The sequence below is a fragment of the Amycolatopsis sp. NPDC059235 genome (assembly GCF_042754125.1).
GTDB lineage: Bacteria > Actinomycetota > Actinomycetes > Mycobacteriales > Pseudonocardiaceae > Amycolatopsis > Amycolatopsis albidoflava.
The window spans coordinates 1-18,248 of record NZ_JBHZAG010000038.1 but is presented as its reverse complement, the minus strand read 5'-3'; the positions used below and the strand labels follow the sequence as shown (position 1 = coordinate 18,248).

Here is an 18,248-nt window from a genome sequence, read left to right as displayed (position 1 = left end):
CCCCGGAGAAGACGGCGGGTTACTCCCGAGTCGGTTCGCGCGCACCGGCGAAGCGGTGATTCGCGCGTGCCCCTCTGGCGATCCGCCCGGTTTTCGTCGACAGGGCCGATACGGTTGACCCCGTGAGCCAGCCAGGGCGCGGACAACGCGAACAACCGTCCCTTTCCGAACCAGTCGCCGACGTCACCGGTTTCATCCCGCGCGGCCTTCGCGTGTCCGCCGCGCTGTCGTGGCGGTTCATCGTGGTGATCGCCGCGCTGTACGCGGTGGTGTGGCTGCTGGGCTATCTCGCGTCGGTCGTGGTGCCGGTGTCGATCGCGCTGCTGCTCTCCGCCCTGCTGGCCCCGGCGGTGTCGCGGCTCGTGCAGATCCGCTTCCCGCGCGGGCTCGCCACGGCGATCGTGCTCGTGGCCGGGCTCGCCGTGCTCGGCGGGCTGCTGACGTTCGTGATCACCCAGTTCTCCAGCGGCCTTCCCGAACTACAGCAGCAATTGACCACGAGCCTCAACCAGATCAAGGACTGGCTCATCAACGGTCCGCTGCACCTGCGCCAGGAGCAGATCCAGGACTTCATCAACCAGGCGATCGGCTTCCTGCAGAACAACCAGGCGTCGATCACCACCACCGCGCTGACCACCGCGGGCACCGTCGGCGAGATCCTCACCGGCTTCGTGCTGACGCTCTTCGTCACGATCTTCTTCCTCGCCGGCGGCGACGGCATCTGGTCGTTCCTGGTGCGCGGCGTGCCGCACCGGGTGCGCTCGCGGGTGGACGTGGCGGGACGGCGCGGGTTCGCGTCGCTGGTCAGCTACATCCGCGCGACGGCCGCGGTGGCCGTGGTCGACGCGGTCGGCATCGGCATCGGGCTGTGGATCGTCGGCGTGCCGCTGGTGATCCCGCTGGCGACGCTGGTGTTCCTCGGCGCGTTCATCCCGATCATCGGCGCGCTGATCACCGGCGGCGTCGCGGTGCTGATCGCGCTCGTGTCCAAGGGCATCATCGGCGCGGTGATCGTGCTGGCCATCGTGATCGGCGTGATGCAGCTGGAAAGCCATGTGCTGCAGCCACTGCTGCTCGGCCGCGCGGTGCGGTTGCACCCGCTCGCGGTGGTGCTCGCGATCGCCACCGGCCTGGTCGCCGCCGGCATCGCGGGCGCGCTGCTCGCGGTGCCGCTGCTGGCCGTGCTCAACTCCGGCATCCGGTCGCTGCTGCACGAACACGATCCCGATCCGGCGACGGTCGACGCGTTGCACAGCAAGGCCGCGTACCCGAACGACGCGCCGGACAGCGACGGCGGCAAGAAGCCGGGCAAGTCCAGCAACAAGTCCAGCAAGGACAAGAAAGACGAGGACGCCGGCTCCGGCGAAGACGAGAAGTGAGCATTCGTTCCATCCGGGATCCGGCGGCACCGCTGTGGCGCGGTGTCGTGGTGCTGCGCGTCGTCACGTGGTTGTTCGCGCTGGCCGTGGCGATCGTGCACCACCCGGGCTTCCAGCGGCCGTGGCTGGCGTGGCTCGTCATCGGAGTGATGGCCGTGTGGTCTGTCGTTTCGAGTCTGGCGTACATGCGCGAGAACGGACGGCGCCGCTGGCTGGTGATCTTCGACCTCGTACTCACCACAGCGCTCCTGCTCACGTCGCCGTGGATCCTGTCGGACGCGCAGTTCGCCAACGCGACTACGCCGTTGATCACCACGGTCTGGGCAGCGGTAGCGCCGATCGCGGTCGCAACGCGCTTCGGCGCGCGCTGCGGCGTAATGGCAGGTCTCGTCGTGGCAGTGAGTACTGGTGTCGCACGCGCGAACGTCGACATCGACGTCCTCCGTGACGGCGTGCTGTTGTGCGCGAGCGGCCTCCTTGTCGGTATGGCGGCGACGCTCGCGCGCAGCTCCGCCGAAACACTCGCGCGCGCACTTCGCGCCGAAGCAGCGACGGCCGAGCGTGAGCGGCTTGCGCGCTCGATTCACGACGGCGTGCTTCAGGTCCTCGCGCGCGTACGGCGTCGCGGTCTCGAAGTAGGCGGCGAAGCAGCGGAGCTGGCACAGCTCGCGGGGGAGCAGGAGATCGCGTTGCGCGCGCTGGTGACCAGCGAACCGACGCGGTCCGGCGACACCGCGGACCTCCGCTCGGCGCTGCAACTGCTGGCGACCACGTCGGTGCACGTGTCGACGCCGGCCGGCACGGTGGACCTGCCCGGGCACGTGACCGAGGAACTCGTCGCGATCACCCGCGAAGCGCTGGCCAACGTGGAGAAACACGCTGGTCCGGGCGCGCACGCCTGGGTGCTGCTGGAAGACCTCGGCGGCGAGGTCGTGGTGAGCGTCCGCGACGACGGGCCGGGAATCGAGCGCGGCAGGCTGGAACGGGCGGCGGCCGAAGGCCGGCTCGGGGTAGTGAAGTCGATTCGCGGCCGGGTGGCCGACCTGGGCGGGACCGCGACGCTGGACAGCGCTCCCGGCCGGGGCACGGAGTGGGAAGTGCGGGTGCCAGCCACGATGAGGGACGGACGATGACGGAACGGACGATCTCGGTGATGGTGGTCGACGACCACCCGATGTGGCGCGACGGCGTGGCCCGCGACCTCAGCGAGAACGGGTTCGAGGTGGCCGCGACCGCCCCGGACGCCCCGGCGGCGATCCGGATCGCGCGCGCGGTGCGGCCGGACGTGGTGCTGATGGACCTGAACCTCGGCGGCACGTCCGGCGTCGAGGCGACCCGCGAGATCACCGCGGCGGCGCCGGACACGCGCGTGCTGGTGCTCTCGGCCAGCGGCGAGCACAGCGACGTGCTGGAAGCGGTGAAGGCGGGCGCGTCCGGTTACCTGGTGAAATCGGCGTCCGCGGCGGAGCTGGTGGACGCGGTGCGCCGCACGGCCGACGGCGACCCGGTGTTCACCGCCGGGCTGGCGGGCCTGGTGCTCGGGGAGTACCGGCGGATGGCCGACGTTCCGGACGGCGCGCCGGAACCGCCGCGGCTCACCGATCGGGAGACCGACGTGCTCCGGCTGGTCGCGAAGGGGCTGACCGCGCGGCAGATCGCGGAACGGCTGGTCCTGTCGCATCGGACGGTGGAGAACCACGTGCAGTCGACGTTGCGGAAGCTCCAGCTGCACAACCGGGTCGAGCTGGCCCGCTACGCGATCGAGCACGGGCTGGACGAGGACTGAATCTCAGGAAGTCGCGACCCCGGCGGCCTGCTGCGCGGCGGAGAGTCTCGCCTTCCCCAGCCGCCAAGCCGGTTCGCCCGGATGCCACGCCGCGACCACCCCGTCGTCCACGACCAGGTCGCCGGCCCCGCTCCACTCCAGTCCGGAATGCTTCAGGTTCTCCGTCGAGTACGGCATCGACGGAGCCTGCTGCCAGGTGCCGTCGGTCAGGTTCAACAGCCACAGGTCGCGGGTCTGCGTGCTGGTCCCGGCGAACGACGGGGTGCCGAAATCGACCACGGCCAGGGTGCCGTCCCGGCTGGGCAGCACGGACGGATTGGGCTGCGGCACCGGCAGGGTCACCGGTTTCCGCGCTCCGTCGCGCAGGTTGAGCACGGTGAGGTCGGTGAGTCCGCCGAGAAGGAGCCGGTCACCTGCCGCGGCGAGGATGCGCGGCGATTGCTGCACGGTGCGCCCGGTTTCCGGGTCGATCAGGACGTCGACCGTCTCCGCGGTGCCGCCGCCGACGGTGATCAGCAACCCGTGCGACGTCTCCACCCGGACCACCGTGCGGCACGCCGCCACCGTGCCCCGGCCGAACGTGACGCCGGTGAGCGCGACGTGTTCCAGCCGGCAGAGGTCCGGGCCGTCCTGGCGGATCAACCACACGCTGGTGCCGTCCGCGCCCGGTGCCGCACTCACCGCTTTGCCGAGCGACCGCGGGGCCGAAAGCCCCAGGTAGACAAACACTTCGGCCGGATCGCAGGCGGCCTGCGAGCAGATCGGCGCGGTCAGCACGACCGGGGTGTGGCCGACGCGCAGCACCGAGACCGCCCGCTCCCCGCCCGGAACGCCCGGCAGGGTTCCGCGCACGCCCGAATCGGAGTCGAACACCGTCGGCGGCGACGTGGCCAGCAGCAGCTCCACGCCGATGCCGCCGGTCGCGACGCCGCCGTCGAGGCCGGTCGGCGGGGGCGTGGTCGGGGTCGAGCGCGCCGACGAGGTGACCGGCGCGGGTGCGGGAACCCCGCTCGTGCAGGCGGTCAGCAGGCAGCAGGCCGCGACCAGGGCGACCGTCGCGCGGGATACGGGTCCGTTCAGGGTTTTTCCCCGATCTGCCAGCGGAAATCGAGTTCTACCATCGAAGCCATGGCCGAGGAAGAGACGATCGCCGCGCAGCCCGCGACCGAGACCAAGCCGTTGACCGAGCGCGACATCCGGGTGTCCGACGACGAGCGCGAACACGTGGTCGGAGTGCTGCAGAAGGCGATCGGGCAGGGGATGCTCACCCTCGACGAGTTCACCGAACGCACCGACCAGGCGCTCGCGGCCCGCACCCGCGGCGAGCTCAACACCGTCCTCGCCGACCTGCCCGGGCTGGTCCATCCCGGCGCCGCCCCGCAGTACGCGCCGCTGCCCGAGCCGCCCGGCTACGGACCGAACTACGGGCTGGGCAGGCGGCTCGAACTCAACGCCAAGTACTCGTCACTGCAGCGCAGCGGCCCGTGGCAGGTCCCGGCCGCGATGGTGGTGCGCAACAAGTACGGCAGCACCAAGCTCGACTTCACCGAGGCCCGCGTCGCCACCCCGGTGGTGCAGATCGAACTCGACTCGAAGTGGGGTTCGGTCGAGCTGATCATCCCGCAGCACGCGGCGGTGGACTACAACTCGATCACCGAGATCAAGTTCGGCTCGCTCGACGACAAGACCGGCAGCAACGGCCGCGCGGGCACCCCGCGCTACGTGCTGACCGGCCGCATCCACGGAGGCTCGCTGGTCATCCGCCACCCTCGGCGGGGCATCTTCGGCTGACCAGCGTCCGGCGCCGGATCCGGTACCCCATCTCTCTCCCGGGTCCGGCGTCCCCTTATGCCGAGACCGCGTCCGCGACGGCTTTGCGGGCCGCGGCCGGATCGGCGGTGGCGAGCGCCGCCGCCGCGATCTCGCGCGCCCGCTCCCGCGACACCGTCGCCAGGCTCGCGCCGACCGCGCGGACCGCCGGGGCGTTCATCGACAGACTGGTCAGGCCGAGCCCGGCCAGCACCAGCGCGAGCCGCGGGTCGGCCGCCGCCTCACCGCACACGCCTGCCGGTTTGCCGGTCGCTTCCGCCGCGTCGCCGATCAGCTTCAGCAGGCGCAGCAAACCGGGCTGCCACGGGTCGTTCAGCTTCGCGACCGCACCGAGCTGGCGGTCCGCGGCGAAGGTGTACTGAGCCAGGTCGTTGGTGCCGACGGACACGAAATCGACCACGCCGAGAATCTCCTGCGCCAACACCGCGGCGGCGGGAATCTCGATCATCACGCCCGCGCGCGCGATCCCGGCGGCGCGCACGCGCTCGGCGAACCACGCGGCTTCCTCGACGGTGCCGACCATCGGGGCCATCACCGAAACCTCCGCGCCGGAATCCTCCGCCGCGCCCGCGATGGCTTCGAGCTGCCGGTCGAGCACCTCCGGCCGGTCGAACGCGATCCGCAGGCCGCGGACGCCGAGCGCCGGGTTGGGCTCGTCGTCCGGGGAAAGGAACGCGAGCGGTTTGTCCGCGCCCGCGTCCAGCGTGCGCACGATGACCGGCTTGCCGCGGAACGGCGAAAGCACTGCGGCATAAGCTTTTCGCTGCTCTTCGACGGACGGCTCGGCCGGCGCGTCGAGGTAGCAGAATTCGGTGCGGAACAGTCCGACGCCCTCGGCGCCCGCGTCCGCGGCGGCCTGCGCGTCGGCCGGGGAGCCGACGTTGCCGTACACCTTCACCCGGTGCCCGTCGGACAGCTCGCCGACGCCATTCCATTCGGCCGGGCCGGAAGCGGCGGCCGTGACGATCGGCGCGGACGGGTCGACTGCTTCGATCACGCCGGTGTCGCCGTCGACCGACAGCGCCTTGGCATCGGAGGCCAGCAGCCCGCGTACCGCGACGACCGCCGGAATTCCCAGCGCCCGCGCGAGAATCGCGGTGTGGCTCGTCGGGCCGCCCTCCTCGGTGACCAGCGCGAGCACCTTCGCCGGGTCGAGCCCCGCGGTGTCGGCGGGCGCGAGGTCGCGGGCGACGAGCACGCTCGGCGACGTCAGCTCGGGCACCCCGGGCGGGGCGACGCCGAGCAGTTCGGCGACGAGCCGGTCGCGCACGTCACGGACGTCGCGGACCCGCTCGGCCATGTACCCGCCGGCGGCCGCCAACGCGTCGGCGAAGCCTTCGGCGGCCTGGTAGACGGCGCGGGCCGCGGGTAGGTTCCGCGCCGTCACCAGCTGTTGAGCCTGAGCGGCGAGCGCCGGGTCGGCGGCCATCGCGGCGGTGGTGATGAGGATCGTCGCGGCCTCGCCGGTCGCGGCCTCGGCCTGCGCTTCCAGCCGCGCGGCGACCGCCTGCGCGGCGGGCTCGATCCGGGCCGCCTCCGCCGCCGGGTCCTCCGGCGCGGGCGTGCTGGCGGGTTCCCCGAGCGGCTCGGCGACCCGCACGACGGGTCCGCTCGCGCGTCCGGGGCTCACCGCGACCCCGGTCAGCGAGGAAGCGACAGCGGACTCGGCCGGAGCGGCGGCACTCTCAGACATGGTCTAGACCATAGCTCACGTAGACGGCGATCTCCCGGGGCGCCGCACCCGTTTCCCGATTTCGCACCCGTTCGACCACCGGACGCACCTCCTCGTGCCACCACGCGCCGGCCAGTTCCGCGCGGTCGCGCAGCACCCGGCCCCGCAAAGTCTGCCGGAAACCCCACGCCTCCGCCGAGTCCGCGAGCCGGAACCAGTCGGCGGGATCGTCCAGCCACAGGTCGGTCCGGTCGGCGTCAGCGAGCGGGACCCGTTCCAGGAACATCCGTTCGGCCCGCTTCGACGGCAGATCCGCCAGCGTCAGGCAACGCATCGCGAACGCGACCGTGCAGACCGACCGCACTTCGGCGAGGACCGCGTCCGCACCGCGCGCCCTGGCCAGCGCGATCCGATGGTGCCCGTCTTCCACGAAGTACATGTCGCCCAGCCGCACGAGCCGCACCGGCGGAAGCTCCCCGACGGCGTCGGCGATCGCCCGCCAGCGCTCCCGCAGCGCGCGGTTGCGGGGCCGGAACAGCCGGTCGAAATCCTCGGCGCGCGCGAGCGACCCCACCACGCCGTCGACCGGGACCTTGCGGAGCCCCTCGTAGGTTTCCGCCGTCCGCCCCAGCGCGGCGAGCGTCTCGTCGAGCGGCATCAACGCGAGCGGATCACGCGCTGCCGCGATCCGCCGCAACCGGGTCGCGTACCCCTGCCACCACGCCGAACCGAACGAATCGCCCACGTGAGCCACAACACGGCCCGGGCACGGCTCATTCCAGCTCGGCGGCCGTCGGATACGACGGTTGAGCACCATGCCGGGTCACCGTCACCGCGGCGACTTTCACCGCTCGCTCGGCGGCTTCGACCAGGTCAGCGCCATCGGCAAGGGCCGCGGCCAGTGCACCGGCGAACGCGTCGCCCGCGCCCGTCGTGTCGACCGCTTCCACCTTCGGCGACTCGACGGTTGTCGACTTATCGCTCTCAATCACCGCCGCACCCTTGGCCCCGAGCGTGACCACGGCCGCGCGCGGGCCGAGCTCCAGCAGTTTGCGCGGGTCTGCGTCTTCTGAGCCGAGCAGATAGGCCGCCTCGTGCTCGTTGACCAGCAGGACGTCCAGCGCGGCCAGAGTTTCCGGCGACACCTCGGCCGCCGGGGAGAGGTTCAGCAGCACCCGCACGCCGTTCTCGCGAGCCCGCACCACCGCGCGTTCGATCGTCGGCAGCGGCACTTCCAGCGAGGCGACGAGCACCCGAACGCCGTCCAGCGCCTCGTCGGTGATGTCGCCGGGTTCCAGCGCGGAGTTCGCGCCAGGGGAGACGAGGATTGAGTTTTCCCCGTCCGGAGTCACGGTGATGTAGGCGATTCCGGTAGGCCGATCAACAGTCCGAACGAATTGCGTATCGACACCCGCATTCGACAACGAATCCCGCAGCAATCGACCATAGGGATCGTCCCCGACCGCCCCGAGCAACGCGACGTCCGCGCCGAGTTTTCCCGCCGCGACCGCGGTATTCGCGCCCTTGCCGCCTGGCGACAACGCGGTGTCGCCGCCCAGCACCGTCTCGCCGCCGCCGGGACGACGGTCGACCGGCACCACCAAATCGGCATTCGCGGACCCGACTACCAGCACCGCAGCACTCATGCCGCCACTCTGCCATGACCCCCTTTCCGCCATCTGTGCCCGAAAGTGAAAGCGTTTGTAACTTTCTCGGCGCTCAGTGCGACAATCAGGCGGAACAGCGTCTGGCCGTCACTCGATCGGGGGATCCGTATCCCCCAGGCGTCACTTCTGCGGCGGCCTTCGCTCTTCTTCGAGCGTCACTGGCCTCGAGCCGATGACGTTGCCCCGACCGGAAGCGCACCGGAGAGGGCATCGGGTCGCCGGCGCCGATCACGTAGCCCCCCGAGTGATCGGCGTCGGCACCGACCCGATTCGCGCGCCAGCGCCTGAATCGGTGTCCAGACCACCTAGACTGCCCGAATGAGCAGCCCCACACGCAGGGGTCGCGCGCGAGCGGCTACCGAATCGGACATCCGCCGGACCGCGCGGAAACTGCTGGTAGGCCAAGGCCCGGAAGCCGTGACGCTGCGGGCCATCGCCCGGGAGCTGGGGATCACCGCACCGGCCCTGTACCGCTACTACGAATCCCGCGACGACCTGCTGGAGAACCTCCGCCTCGACGTCTGCACCGACCTCGCCGCAGAACTCGCCGAGGACATCGCGGAACTGAAGGACGAGGGCCTGCTGCAGCTGTTCCAGATCTGCAAAGGCTTCCGCCGCTGGGCGCTGACCCACACCAAGGAATTCACGCTGGTGTTCGCGTCGCCGACCGGGGCCACCGGCACCGCGACCGGCAGCGCGCTGCGCAGGCTGGACGAGCCGTTCGGCAAGATCTTCCTCGCCGCGGCGGGCCACGTGCTCGCCCAGCACGACCTGGTCATGCCGCCGAACGACGTGGTCCCGCCCGAACTCCGCGACGACCTCACCGCGTTCCAGGAAGACCTGCTGACGGTGCTCAAGGAGTCCGGGCGGGAAATCCCGCCGGAGAAGCTGGACCTCGGGCTCACCTACCTGATGATCACCTTCTGGGCGCGGCTCTACGGCCACGTGACCCTCGAGGTGTTCGGCAACTACCCGATCCCGGTGTCCAAGCCGGACGTGCTGTTCGAGGCCATGCTCACCGACCTCGCCCGCGACGTCGGCCTCTACTCCGATTAGGCCGCGTGGCCGCCGTCGACCGAGATGGTCGAGCCGGTCACGTACGCGCTGGCCGGCGAGGCGAGGAAGGCCACCGTGTCGGCCACTTCCGCGGGCTTGCCGTACCGGCCGGCCGCGGTCATCGACGCCTGGTCCGCGGCGTACGGGCCGTCGGCCGGGTTCATTTCGGTGTCGGTCGGTCCCGGGTGCACCAGGTTCACCGTCACGCCGTTCGCGGCCAGTTCGCGGGCCAGCGCCTTGGTCAGCCCGACCATCGCGGACTTGCTGACCGCGTACAGCACCATCCCCGGTCCCGGCACGCGATCGGTCACGCAGCTGCCGATCGTGATCACCCGGCCGCCCTCGCCGAGGTGCTTGGCCGCCGCCTTCGTCGCGGCCAAAACCCCGCGCACGTTCACCGCGAGCACGCGGTCGACGTCGTCCATCCCGGTCTGCTCCAGCGGCCCGACGAAACCGACGCCCGCGTTGTTGACCAGCACGTCCAGCCGCCCGAACTCGGCGACCGCCGCTTCCACCGCCGCTTCGACCGCGGCCGTATCGGCGTTGTCCGCGCCCACGGCGAGCGCACGCCGCCCGAGCGCCTTGATCCGGTCGACCACGTCGGCCGCCTGCTCGGCGTTCACCGCGTAGGTGAGCACCACATCCGCCCCAGCCTCGGCGAGCCGCAGTGCCGTCGCCGCACCGATTCCGCGGCTCCCACCAGTCACCAGCGCCACTTTGCCGTCGAGGTTCATGTCCGTCCTTTCCGTTTGTTTCGCTTTCAACCATCGAAGCGCCGGACGACGGGCGAAGCTGGCGTCTTTCGGCCGTGGCGGTTCGATTCCGCACCCGGGCGGCCACAGCGTGTGACAAACTCCTGCCAGCGGGAAAACGGGGAGGGGGACGGGTTGCTGCACGTCCAAGAGCTGGTGAAGGTCTACAGCCAACGTCGCGTGGTCGACACCGTGTCGTTCAGCCTGCGGCCGGGCACGGTGACCGCGTTCCTCGGACCGAACGGCGCCGGGAAATCGACCACGCTGCGGATGATCTGCGGCCTGACCACGCCGACGTCCGGCACCGCGACCATCGCCGGCCGCCGCTTCGGCGAATGGCCCAATCCGGCGCACGTCGCGGGCGTGCTGCTCGACGCGTCCGCCGTGCACCCCGGGCGCACCGGCAGGCATCACCTGCGCAACGCCGCGAAACTGATGCGGCTGCCCGCCGCCCGGGTGGACCAGGTGCTCGGGCAGGTCGGCCTCTCCGACGCGGCGAACCGGCGGATCGGCAAGTACAGCCTCGGCATGCGGCAGCGGCTCGGCATCGCGCAAGCGCTGCTGTGCGATCCGCCGGTGCTGATCCTCGACGAACCGATCAACGGCCTCGATCCGGACGGCATCCGCTCCACCAGGCAGTTGCTGCGCGGGTACGCCCAGCGCGGCGGCACCGTGCTGCTGTCCAGCCACGTGCTGTCCGAAGTGGACCAGACCGCGGACCGCGTGGTGATGATCGGCCAGGGCCGCGTCGTCGCCGACGGTCCGCTGGAGAGCTTCGCCGGACCGGCCCGCACGCTCATCCGCACCACCGACCTGCCCCGGCTGACCTCCGCGCTGAGCCAGGCCAGGCTCGAACTGCGCCAGACCAGCGTGGACGGGGTGTCCGTCGCCGCCCCGATGAAACAGGTGTCCGACCTCGCGTTCGGCGCCCGCGTGCAGGTGCTGGAGCTGCGCGAGGAACAGCAGAATCTGGAAGAGCTTTTCTTCCGGCTCACCGGAGGAGCCCGATGATCCCGGCACAGGCGCCCGCGTGGCAGGCCCCGGCGCAGCGGCGCGCGTCGTTCGGCACCGTGGTGGGCGTCGAGCTGCGGAAGATGACCGCGACGGTGGCGGACAAGATCCTGGTGATCTCGGCGCCGATCCTGTTGGTGGCGTTGTCGCTGCTGTTCTTGCAGGGCGGACTGCGCGACTACACGCTCGACAAGCAGCTGCTGCCGGTGTTCCTCACGATCCGGCTCGGCGCGGTGCTGATGAACGTCGTGCTCGTGAAGCTGATCGCCGCGGAATGGCATTACCGCAGCGCACAGCCGACCCTGCTCGCCCAGCCGTCGCGGCTGCGCTACGTGCTCGCGCAGGCCACCATCGCGATCGGGGTCTGGCTGGTCACCTCCGGGCTGAACCTGCTGATGACCTTCACCTACTACCGCAGCCAGCTCGACGGATACGACACCCAGTTCCTGCTCGACGCCCGGCCGGGCGCGATGGTCGCGACGATTCTGCTCGGCGGGTTCTGCATGACCCTGCTCGCGGTCACCATCGGCTGGCTGATCCCCAACACCGCCGGATCGATCACCGCTTACGTCCTGCTGTCGCTGCTGTTCGTGTTCCTGCAGAGCGGCATCGACTACGCCGGATGGGTCGATCCGGCCGAACCCGCGCGGCAGCTCGCGGGGATCGCCAAGCACGGACCGGTCGCGCTGGCCACGTCGCTGGTGGTGTGGATCGGCCTGGCCGGGGTCGCGATCTGGCGGGCGGGCACGCGGGAAGCGGCGTGACCGCGGATCAGCTGGCCAGCGAGCCGCCGCCGGGATCGACCGTGTTCAGGTAGTCCTCGGCGGCCTTCTGCGCGTCCGGGCAGAACTGCTGAGCAGTCTGGCGGTCGACGTCGAGATTGTCGCCGGGGACCGGTCCGCGGCCCGCTTCGGTGCCGACCCGGACGGTGACGACCTGCAGCGAACCGGTGTTCACCGCCACCACGCAGCCGTATCCCTGGAGCTGGGAAACCGCGTAATAGCGATCCAGCACCAGCATCCGGCGGAAGTGGTAGACGCTGTAGTCGTAGACCTTCCACCAGCCGGGCCACGGTTCCGGGATGCGCTGGTCCGGGTCCATCGAGCCGATCTCGACCTGCGTGCCCGCCGACCGCTTCAGGACGCAAGCCTTGGCATACGGGTTGTACATCGGCGAACTGCCGCCGAGGGAGGCCAGCAACTGCGGGTTCTTTTCGAGCTGTGAACAGTCGCCAGGGAACAGCTTCGGCCGGCTCGTGATGACCGGCAGCGTGTCGTAAGCGATCGAATCCGCCGGCAGCCGCGGCGCAGGCTTCCCCGGTGGCGGAGCAGGCGCGACGGCGCACCCGGAAAGCACCGCCGCCGCTGCGACAATGCTCGCCGTTACCGCGGTGATCGCTCGGTTACGCACGGAAAGCACAGTACCGGCCCGGGATCGGCTCCCGGGCCGGAACGAGCTTTTTCAGAGCACGATGTTGACCAGCCGGCCCGGCACCACGATCACCTTGCGCGGCGTCTTGTCGCCGACCAGCGCGGCGATCTTCTCGTCCGCCAGCGCGGCCGACTGCACCGCGTCGTTCTTCGCGTCCGCGGGCACGGTGATCCGCGAGCGGACCTTGCCGTTGACCTGGATCGGGTACTCGACCGAGTCCTCGACCAGGTACTTCTCGTCCACGACCGGGAACGGCCCGTGCACCAGCGAGTCCGCGTGGCCCATCCGGTGCCACAGCTCCTCGGCGACGTGCGGGGCCAGCGGAGCCAGCAGCAGCACCAGCGGTTCGGCGACCTCGCGCGGGGTTCCGGCAGCCGAGCCGTAAACCTTGGTCAGGTGGTTGTTCAGCTCGATCAGCTTCGCGCCGGCGGTGTTGAACCGCATCTCCGCGTAGTCCTCGCGGACCCCGGCGATGGTGCGATGCACCAGCTTCCGGTCCGCCTCGGTCGCCTCGTCCGCCGAGACCCGCAGTTCGCCGGTCTGCTCGTCGACCAGCAGCCGCCACAGCCGCTGCAGGAACCGGTGCGCGCCGACGACGTCCTTGGTCGCCCACGGCCGCGACATGTCCAGCGGACCCATCGACATCTCGTACACGCGGAAGGTGTCCGCGCCGTAGGTGTCCGACATTTCGTCCGGCGTCACGGCGTTCTTCAGGCTCTTGCCCATCTTGCCGTATTCCTGCTTGACCTCTTCGTCGCCGAAGAAGAACTTGCCGTCGCGCTCGACGACGTCCTCAGCAGGCACGTACACACCGCGCTTGTCGGTGTAGGCGAACGCCTCGATGTAGCCCTGGTTGAACAGGCGGCGGTACGGCTCCTTCGAGGAGACGTGGCCCAAGTCGTACAGCACCTTGTGCCAGAAGCGGGAGTACAGCAGGTGCAGCACCGCGTGCTCGACGCCGCCGACGTACAGGTCGACGCCGCCCGGGTCGTCCCCGCCGTGCTCGGCCGGGCGCGGGCCCAGCCAGTACGCCTCGTTCTCCGGCGCGCAGAACACGTCCTCGCTCGACGGGTCGACGTAGCGCAGCTGGTACCAGCAGGAACCGGCCCACTGCGGCATGACGTTGGTGTCGCGGCGGTACTTCTTCGGCCCGTCGCCCAGGTCCAGGGTGACCTCGACCCAGTCCTTCGCGCGCGACAGCGGCGGCGACGGCTCGGAATCGGCGTCGTCCGGGTCGAAGGTCTTCGGCGAGTAGTCGTCGACCTCCGGCAGCACGACCGGCAGCTGGTCCTCGGGCAGCGCGATCGGCAGGTTGTTCTCGTCGTAGACGATCGGGAACGGCTCGCCCCAGTAGCGCTGGCGGGCGAACAGCCAGTCGCGCAGCTTGTACTGCACGGTGCCCTCGCCCGCGCCGCGGTCCTCCAGCCAGGCGATGATCGTCTTCTTGGCGTCGGCGACGCCCATGCCGTTCAGGTCGACGGTATCGTTGGCGGAGTTGATCGCCGGGCCGTCGCCGGTGAACGCCTCGCCCTCGAAGCCCTCGCCCGGGTCGACCGTGCGGACGATCTCCAGCTCGAACTTCTTCGCGAAGTCGTAGTCGCGCTGGTCCTGTGCGGGCACCGCCATGATCGCGCCGGTGCCGTAGCCCATCAGCACGTAGTCGCCGACGAAGACCGGGATTTCCTTGCCGTTGACCGGGTTCACCGCGTAGCTGCCGGTGAAGACGCCGGTCTTCTCCTTGTTCTCCTGCCGGTCCAGATCGGACTTGCGGGAGGCGGCGGCCCGGTAGGCGGCGATGGCCTCGGCGGGCGTCTTCGCGCCGCCGGTCCAGCTCTCCGGGTGCTCGCCCGGCCACTGCGCCGCGGTCAGCTTCTCGACCAGCGGGTGCTCCGGCGCGATCACCATGTAGGTGGCGCCGAACAGGGTGTCCGGACGGGTGGTGAAGACCTCGATCTTCTCGTCTCCCGCGGCGAACGAGACCCGCGCGCCCTGCGAGCGGCCGACCCAGTTGCGCTGCATGGACTTGACCTTGTCCGGCCAGTCCAGCAGGTCCAGGTCGTCGACCAGGCGGTCGGCGTACGCGGTGATCCGCATCATCCACTGGCGCAGGCTCTTGCGGAACACCGGGAAGTTGCCGCGATCGCTGCGGCCGTCCGCGGTCACCTCCTCGTTCGCGACGACGGTGCCCAGGCCGGGAGCCCAGTTCACCGGAGCCTCGGAGATGTAGACCAGCCGGTGGTCGTCGATGATCTTGCGCTGCTCGACGGTGCTCAGCTCGACCCACGGACGGCCGTCCGGCGTCGCGCGCTCGCCCGCGGCGTACGCCTTCTCCAGCTCCTCGATCGGCCGCGCCTTGCGGGCGTCCTCGTCGTAGTAGGAGTTGAAGATCTGCAGGAAGATCCACTGGGTCCACTTGTAGTAGTCCGGGTCGATCGTCTCGATCGACCGGCGCTCGTCGTGGCCCAGCCCCAGCCGCTTCAGCTGGCGGCGCATGGTGGCGATGTTCTGCTCGGTCGTGGTGCGCGGGTGCGTGCCGGTCTGCACCGCGTACTGCTCGGCGGGCAAGCCGAACGCGTCGTAACCCAGCGTGTGCAGCACGTTCCGGCCGATCATCCGGTGATACCGCGCGTAGACGTCGGTGCCGATGTAGCCCAGCGGGTGCCCGACGTGCAGGCCGGAGCCGGACGGGTACGGGAACATGTCCTGCACGAACAGCTTGTCCGAGGGCACCGGCTCGCGCGGGTCGGCGAGCGGGCCGACCGGGTTCGGCGCGTGGTAGGTGCCGTGGTCGGACCAGTGGTCCTGCCAGCGCTGCTCGATCTGCCCGGCCAGCTCCGCGGTGTAGCGGAACGGCGGGGCGTGCTCAGCGTCCGCGGCACTCTTCGCCGCGGCCCCGGTGGCCTCGTCAGACCCTGTCATCGCCGTCTTCCTCCGTGTCGAGCCACTCCCAGAAACAACTCGACCCCCCAAGCCAGAAGGCATGAGGGGTCGCCGCGCCGAGCCGGTCATCGGACCAGGTCAGCGCGGCAGGCCAAGGAGCAGCCGAGCCGTGTTCACGCACTCATCGTAACGCGCTGGTCAAAGCCGTTCCGACGGGACCGCCAAAGCGACGACCTGGGTCACCTGCGACGCGGAGAAGTTGTTGTCACTCACGAGCAGCAGGCTGCGCTCGCCGGACGGCAGCGCCGGACCCCAGGTCATCCCCTCGATGTTGTCCACAGTGGACAGCGGGAGATCGGAAAGGTCGGCTAGCAGCCGCTTCTTCACCGGCTTGACGTGCTTGGCGGCGGTCAGGGACGGGGTGTTGAGGACGTTCGTCGCGCCGGTGGTGTCGATCTCGAAGATGCGCACCTTGTTGCCGACGCCGGTGACGAAGGACCGCTCCATCATCAGAAACTTCGTCGGATCCGCCTGGTTCACCGCGAGCATCGAGGAGACGCCGGTGTCGGCGAAGCCGGTCGCGGGCTTCGGCTCGGCGAAAAGCTTCTCCTGCGGGTACGCGTACTGCGCCAGCACGGGCCCGAACCGGCTCTGCAGGGTGATCCGCGACAACGCGCCCGACGTCGGCGTGGGCGGCGGACCGTCCTGCAGCAGCGGGGCCTCGACCTCGCTGGCCAGCAGCGTGCCGAACCCGGTGTAGGCGAGGCCTTCGAGGACGTAATTGCGGCGCGGACCGGCGTCCGGCGTCATCCGCTCGTTGGCGGGCAGCGGCAGGTCGCGGAGGTAGTGCCCGTCGCGGGTTGCTTCGCGGATCGACGGCTGGATCAGGTGCTGGTCGGCGAGCCGGTCGCCTTCCTGCGACCAGACGTAATGGCCGGTCCACGGGTCGACGCGCAGTTCCTCGGGATCGATCGTCTGCTCGTTCTGGGGAGCGGCCGGATCGTTCTTCGCGAGCGGCGGGTACGGCGTGCCGTCCGGGCGCAGCAGCGGATGCGTGCCGGTGAAGGTGACCGGTCCCACACCCTTGGCGCTGACGTCGAACTTCGCGGTGTAGAAGCGGGCCGGGTTGATCGCGGACCGGTCGTCGCTGATGAAGACGTATCCGCCGGTGCGCGGATCGAAGTCGATCGACGACAACCCGCCGACCGTCGTGCCCTGGAACTGCAGGTTGTGCGGCACCCGCTGCTCGCCGAGCAGTCGGACCGGCCGCGGCGCGGCGTCCGCGGCGTCGCTGGTTCCGGGGATGAGCAAGGACAGCGTGACGATCCCGGCGGCGGCGAGCAGCCGGTGTCGCGTGGACGAAGACATGGCCCGTAGCACAGCCGACGAGGGTATCCGGGACATGGCCGCGAGGTCACGCTTATCCTCAAGAGGTGTTCGCTATCGCGCTCGTCCCGATCGTCCTTGGTGTCGTCGTCGGCTGGGGTGGTTTCCTCGGCGTGCGCGGACGGCTGAGCAGGGAAGGCGGGGCCGGAGTCCGGACCGAAGCCTCGATGCGCAGCGAAGAGGCCTTCAAGCTCGCCAACCGGGTGGCCGGAATCCCGACCCTCGCCGGCGGTGCCGCCGCGGTCGTCTGCGGACTCGCCGGCCTCGCGATCCCCGCCACGGCCGGCCTGGTGGCCGCCGCGATCGTCGGACTGCTCGGCCTGCTGGTGATGGTGGTCGCCGGAGCCCGCATGGGCGCCCGAGCCGCACTGACCGTGCCCGCCCCGTCGCCGGTTCCCGCTGGCTGCAGCGGCTGCGCGTGCGGCGCTGGCGGCTGCGGAGTCCTGCAGAAGTCCAGCGAGGCCTAATTCCGCTGCAAATCGCCAGGGTGAGTGGCCAGCAACGCGAGCGGCACCCCCTGGCGACGCAGCACCTGACCCCACAGGTCACGGCTGGGCGGCGCGAGAATGTCGCTGGGCAGAGCGGGAACGATCACCCAGTCCTCGCGCTCGATCTCGCCCGCGAGCTGCCCTGAGTCCCATCCGGCGTAGCCCGCGAACACGCGCACCCCACGCACCTTGGGCACGAGCACTTCAGGATCGCTGTCCAGATCGACCAGCGCGACCGGCCCCCGCACCGCGACCACGCCCGGGACGCTGGAAGCGGTCTCCCCAGTCCGCAACGCGGCGAGACAAAGCGCGGTCTTCTTGTCCACCGGCCCGCCGACAAAGACCGACTGAGGTTCGGCGACGTGCGCGCCCCACCCCGGCAGGACGTCGTTCACCGGAACATCGGACGGCCGGTTCAAGACCACCCCGAGCGTGCCCTCCGCCCGATGATCGATCACGAACACCACGGTCCGCTTGAAGTTCGGGTCGAACATCGTGGGTGCGGCGACCAGGAGCGTTCCCGGTTCAACCTCGGCGTCCGCTGGCACGCCACCCATGATCCCATCACCCGCCACGGGAAATCCTCCCGGCACGGGAACACCAGCACCACGCGCCCCGTTGAGAACAGTGAGCCGGCGCACTCGTGTCCCCCGGGCTCACTGAAGAACCGCCTTTGCGGAATACCGGTCCGGCCGGAGCCGCACTGCGCCAAGCCGCCGAGAGGCGAAACGAGTGCGCCGGTGTTCTCTCCTCCTGTTCGGTGCTTCGCACCTTCCCTCTGCCACCGGCGCCGAGTACCGGGGGGGGGGGGCCCCCCCCCCCCCCCCGGGGGGGGGGGGGGGGGGGGGGGGGGGGGGGGGGGGGGGGCCCCCGGGGGGGGGTGGGGGGGGGGGGGTTGGGTGGGGGGTGG

General features: G+C 70.5%; 17 protein-coding genes. 8 read left to right on the top strand and 9 right to left on the bottom strand.

The features are described from left to right. Window positions 1-122 precede the first annotated feature (122 nt). The 3 genes from ACFXI3_RS24065 to ACFXI3_RS24055 are packed head-to-tail and all read left to right on the top strand — an operon-like array spanning window position 123 to window position 3,165. Window positions 123-1,379: an AI-2E family transporter gene (locus ACFXI3_RS24065; RefSeq protein ID WP_378402289.1), complete on the top strand. Its 1,257-nt coding sequence runs from the start codon at window positions 123-125 to the stop codon at window positions 1,377-1,379. Then, on the top strand, window positions 1,376-2,512 hold the full coding sequence (macS, locus tag ACFXI3_RS24060; protein WP_378402287.1) for a MacS family sensor histidine kinase: 1,137 nt from the start codon (window positions 1,376-1,378) through the stop codon (window positions 2,510-2,512). The genes ACFXI3_RS24065 and macS overlap by 4 nt, the downstream gene beginning before the upstream one ends. Further along, window positions 2,509-3,165 carry a response regulator transcription factor gene (locus ACFXI3_RS24055; protein WP_067578257.1) on the top strand — a complete coding sequence of 219 codons (657 nt, stop codon included), beginning with the start codon at window positions 2,509-2,511 and terminating at the stop codon, window positions 3,163-3,165. Before macS ends, ACFXI3_RS24055 begins: the two co-directional genes overlap by 4 nt. A gap of 3 nt (window positions 3,166-3,168) precedes the next feature. Here the strand turns inward: ACFXI3_RS24055 and ACFXI3_RS24050 are convergent, their stop codons facing one another. Next, entirely contained in the window at window positions 3,169-4,071 is a 903-nt protein-coding gene (locus ACFXI3_RS24050; protein WP_378402285.1) for a hypothetical protein, read from the bottom strand. Window positions 4,072-4,293: 222 nt separating this feature from the next. Here ACFXI3_RS24050 and ACFXI3_RS24045 point away from each other — a divergent pair, with 222 nt between their 5' ends. Beyond that, window positions 4,294-4,956, top strand: a complete 663-nt coding sequence (locus ACFXI3_RS24045) for a DUF1707 domain-containing protein (RefSeq protein ID WP_378402283.1) — start codon at window positions 4,294-4,296, stop codon at window positions 4,954-4,956. Between the two features lie 55 nt (window positions 4,957-5,011). Here the strand turns inward: ACFXI3_RS24045 and ptsP are convergent, their stop codons facing one another. From ptsP to ACFXI3_RS24030, 3 genes are read right to left on the bottom strand one after another with little or no spacing between them, the layout of a single operon-like run. Continuing rightward, window positions 5,012-6,688, bottom strand: coding sequence for a phosphoenolpyruvate--protein phosphotransferase (gene ptsP / locus ACFXI3_RS24040; protein WP_378402281.1), 1,677 nt, complete (start codon window positions 6,686-6,688; stop codon window positions 5,012-5,014). Beyond that, window positions 6,681-7,412: a hypothetical protein gene (locus ACFXI3_RS24035; protein ID WP_344282528.1), complete on the bottom strand. Its 732-nt coding sequence runs from the start codon at window positions 7,410-7,412 to the stop codon at window positions 6,681-6,683. Before ACFXI3_RS24035 ends, ptsP begins: the two co-directional genes overlap by 8 nt. A gap of 28 nt (window positions 7,413-7,440) precedes the next feature. Next, a complete protein-coding gene (locus tag ACFXI3_RS24030; protein WP_378402279.1) occupies window positions 7,441-8,313 on the bottom strand; it encodes a ribokinase in 873 nt (290 codons plus the stop codon). A gap of 339 nt (window positions 8,314-8,652) precedes the next feature. Between ACFXI3_RS24030 and ACFXI3_RS24025 the strand changes: the two genes are divergently transcribed. Continuing rightward, window positions 8,653-9,390 carry a TetR/AcrR family transcriptional regulator gene (locus ACFXI3_RS24025; RefSeq protein ID WP_344282522.1) on the top strand — a complete coding sequence of 246 codons (738 nt, stop codon included), beginning with the start codon at window positions 8,653-8,655 and terminating at the stop codon, window positions 9,388-9,390. Here ACFXI3_RS24025 and ACFXI3_RS24020 read toward each other — a convergent pair. Further along, window positions 9,387-10,124 (bottom strand): 3-oxoacyl-ACP reductase family protein, encoded by a 738-nt coding sequence (locus tag ACFXI3_RS24020; RefSeq protein WP_378402277.1) that lies wholly within the window; start codon window positions 10,122-10,124, stop codon window positions 9,387-9,389. The two genes, ACFXI3_RS24025 and ACFXI3_RS24020, sit on opposite strands and share 4 nt — an antisense overlap. A gap of 153 nt (window positions 10,125-10,277) precedes the next feature. On the opposite strand from ACFXI3_RS24020, the gene ACFXI3_RS24015 reads away from it, so the two are divergent. Continuing rightward, the gene (locus tag ACFXI3_RS24015) at window positions 10,278-11,153 is read left to right on the top strand and encodes an ABC transporter ATP-binding protein (RefSeq protein WP_344282517.1); all 876 of its coding nucleotides are present in this window, start codon (window positions 10,278-10,280) and stop codon (window positions 11,151-11,153) included. Next, a complete protein-coding gene (locus tag ACFXI3_RS24010; protein WP_370932796.1) occupies window positions 11,150-11,917 on the top strand; it encodes a hypothetical protein in 768 nt (255 codons plus the stop codon). Before ACFXI3_RS24015 ends, ACFXI3_RS24010 begins: the two co-directional genes overlap by 4 nt. A gap of 7 nt (window positions 11,918-11,924) precedes the next feature. Here the strand turns inward: ACFXI3_RS24010 and ACFXI3_RS24005 are convergent, their stop codons facing one another. From ACFXI3_RS24005 to ACFXI3_RS23995, 3 genes are all read right to left on the bottom strand, one after another. Then, the gene (locus tag ACFXI3_RS24005) at window positions 11,925-12,563 is read right to left on the bottom strand and encodes a hypothetical protein (protein WP_378402275.1); all 639 of its coding nucleotides are present in this window, start codon (window positions 12,561-12,563) and stop codon (window positions 11,925-11,927) included. Window positions 12,564-12,614: 51 nt separating this feature from the next. Further along, a complete protein-coding gene (leuS, locus tag ACFXI3_RS24000) occupies window positions 12,615-15,503 on the bottom strand; it encodes a leucine--tRNA ligase (RefSeq protein ID WP_378402273.1) in 2,889 nt (962 codons plus the stop codon). Between the two features lie 159 nt (window positions 15,504-15,662). Next, window positions 15,663-16,832 carry an esterase-like activity of phytase family protein gene (locus ACFXI3_RS23995; RefSeq protein ID WP_378402271.1) on the bottom strand — a complete coding sequence of 390 codons (1,170 nt, stop codon included), beginning with the start codon at window positions 16,830-16,832 and terminating at the stop codon, window positions 15,663-15,665. Between the two features lie 65 nt (window positions 16,833-16,897). Between ACFXI3_RS23995 and ACFXI3_RS23990 the strand changes: the two genes are divergently transcribed. Next, the gene (locus ACFXI3_RS23990) at window positions 16,898-17,317 is read left to right on the top strand and encodes an SdpI family protein (RefSeq protein ID WP_378402269.1); all 420 of its coding nucleotides are present in this window, start codon (window positions 16,898-16,900) and stop codon (window positions 17,315-17,317) included. Here ACFXI3_RS23990 and ACFXI3_RS23985 read toward each other — a convergent pair. Then, window positions 17,314-17,895: a YqgE/AlgH family protein gene (locus ACFXI3_RS23985; protein ID WP_037809108.1), complete on the bottom strand. Its 582-nt coding sequence runs from the start codon at window positions 17,893-17,895 to the stop codon at window positions 17,314-17,316. The genes ACFXI3_RS23990 and ACFXI3_RS23985 overlap by 4 nt on opposite strands. Window positions 17,896-18,248 lie beyond the last annotated feature (353 nt).

Bases quoted from the DNA above. Each gene is read 5' to 3' on its own strand.
- ACFXI3_RS24055 (WP_067578257.1), top strand. From the start codon at position 2,509: ATGACGGAACGGACGATCTCGGTGATGGTGGTCGACGACCACCCGATG.
- ACFXI3_RS24045 (WP_378402283.1), top strand. From the start codon at position 4,294: ATGGCCGAGGAAGAGACGATCGCCGCGCAGCCCGCGACCGAGACCAAG.
- ptsP (WP_378402281.1), bottom strand. From the start codon at position 6,688: ATGTCTGAGAGTGCCGCCGCTCCGGCCGAGTCCGCTGTCGCTTCCTCG.
- ACFXI3_RS24020 (WP_378402277.1), bottom strand. From the start codon at position 10,124: ATGAACCTCGACGGCAAAGTGGCGCTGGTGACTGGTGGGAGCCGCGGA.
- ACFXI3_RS23985 (WP_037809108.1), bottom strand. From the start codon at position 17,895: ATGGGTGGCGTGCCAGCGGACGCCGAGGTTGAACCGGGAACGCTCCTG.
- ACFXI3_RS23995 (WP_378402271.1), bottom strand. From the start codon at position 16,832: ATGTCTTCGTCCACGCGACACCGGCTGCTCGCCGCCGCCGGGATCGTC.
- ACFXI3_RS24010 (WP_370932796.1), top strand. From the start codon at position 11,150: ATGATCCCGGCACAGGCGCCCGCGTGGCAGGCCCCGGCGCAGCGGCGC.
- ACFXI3_RS24030 (WP_378402279.1), bottom strand. From the start codon at position 8,313: ATGAGTGCTGCGGTGCTGGTAGTCGGGTCCGCGAATGCCGATTTGGTG.
- ACFXI3_RS24025 (WP_344282522.1), top strand. From the start codon at position 8,653: ATGAGCAGCCCCACACGCAGGGGTCGCGCGCGAGCGGCTACCGAATCG.
- leuS (WP_378402273.1), bottom strand. From the start codon at position 15,503: ATGACAGGGTCTGACGAGGCCACCGGGGCCGCGGCGAAGAGTGCCGCG.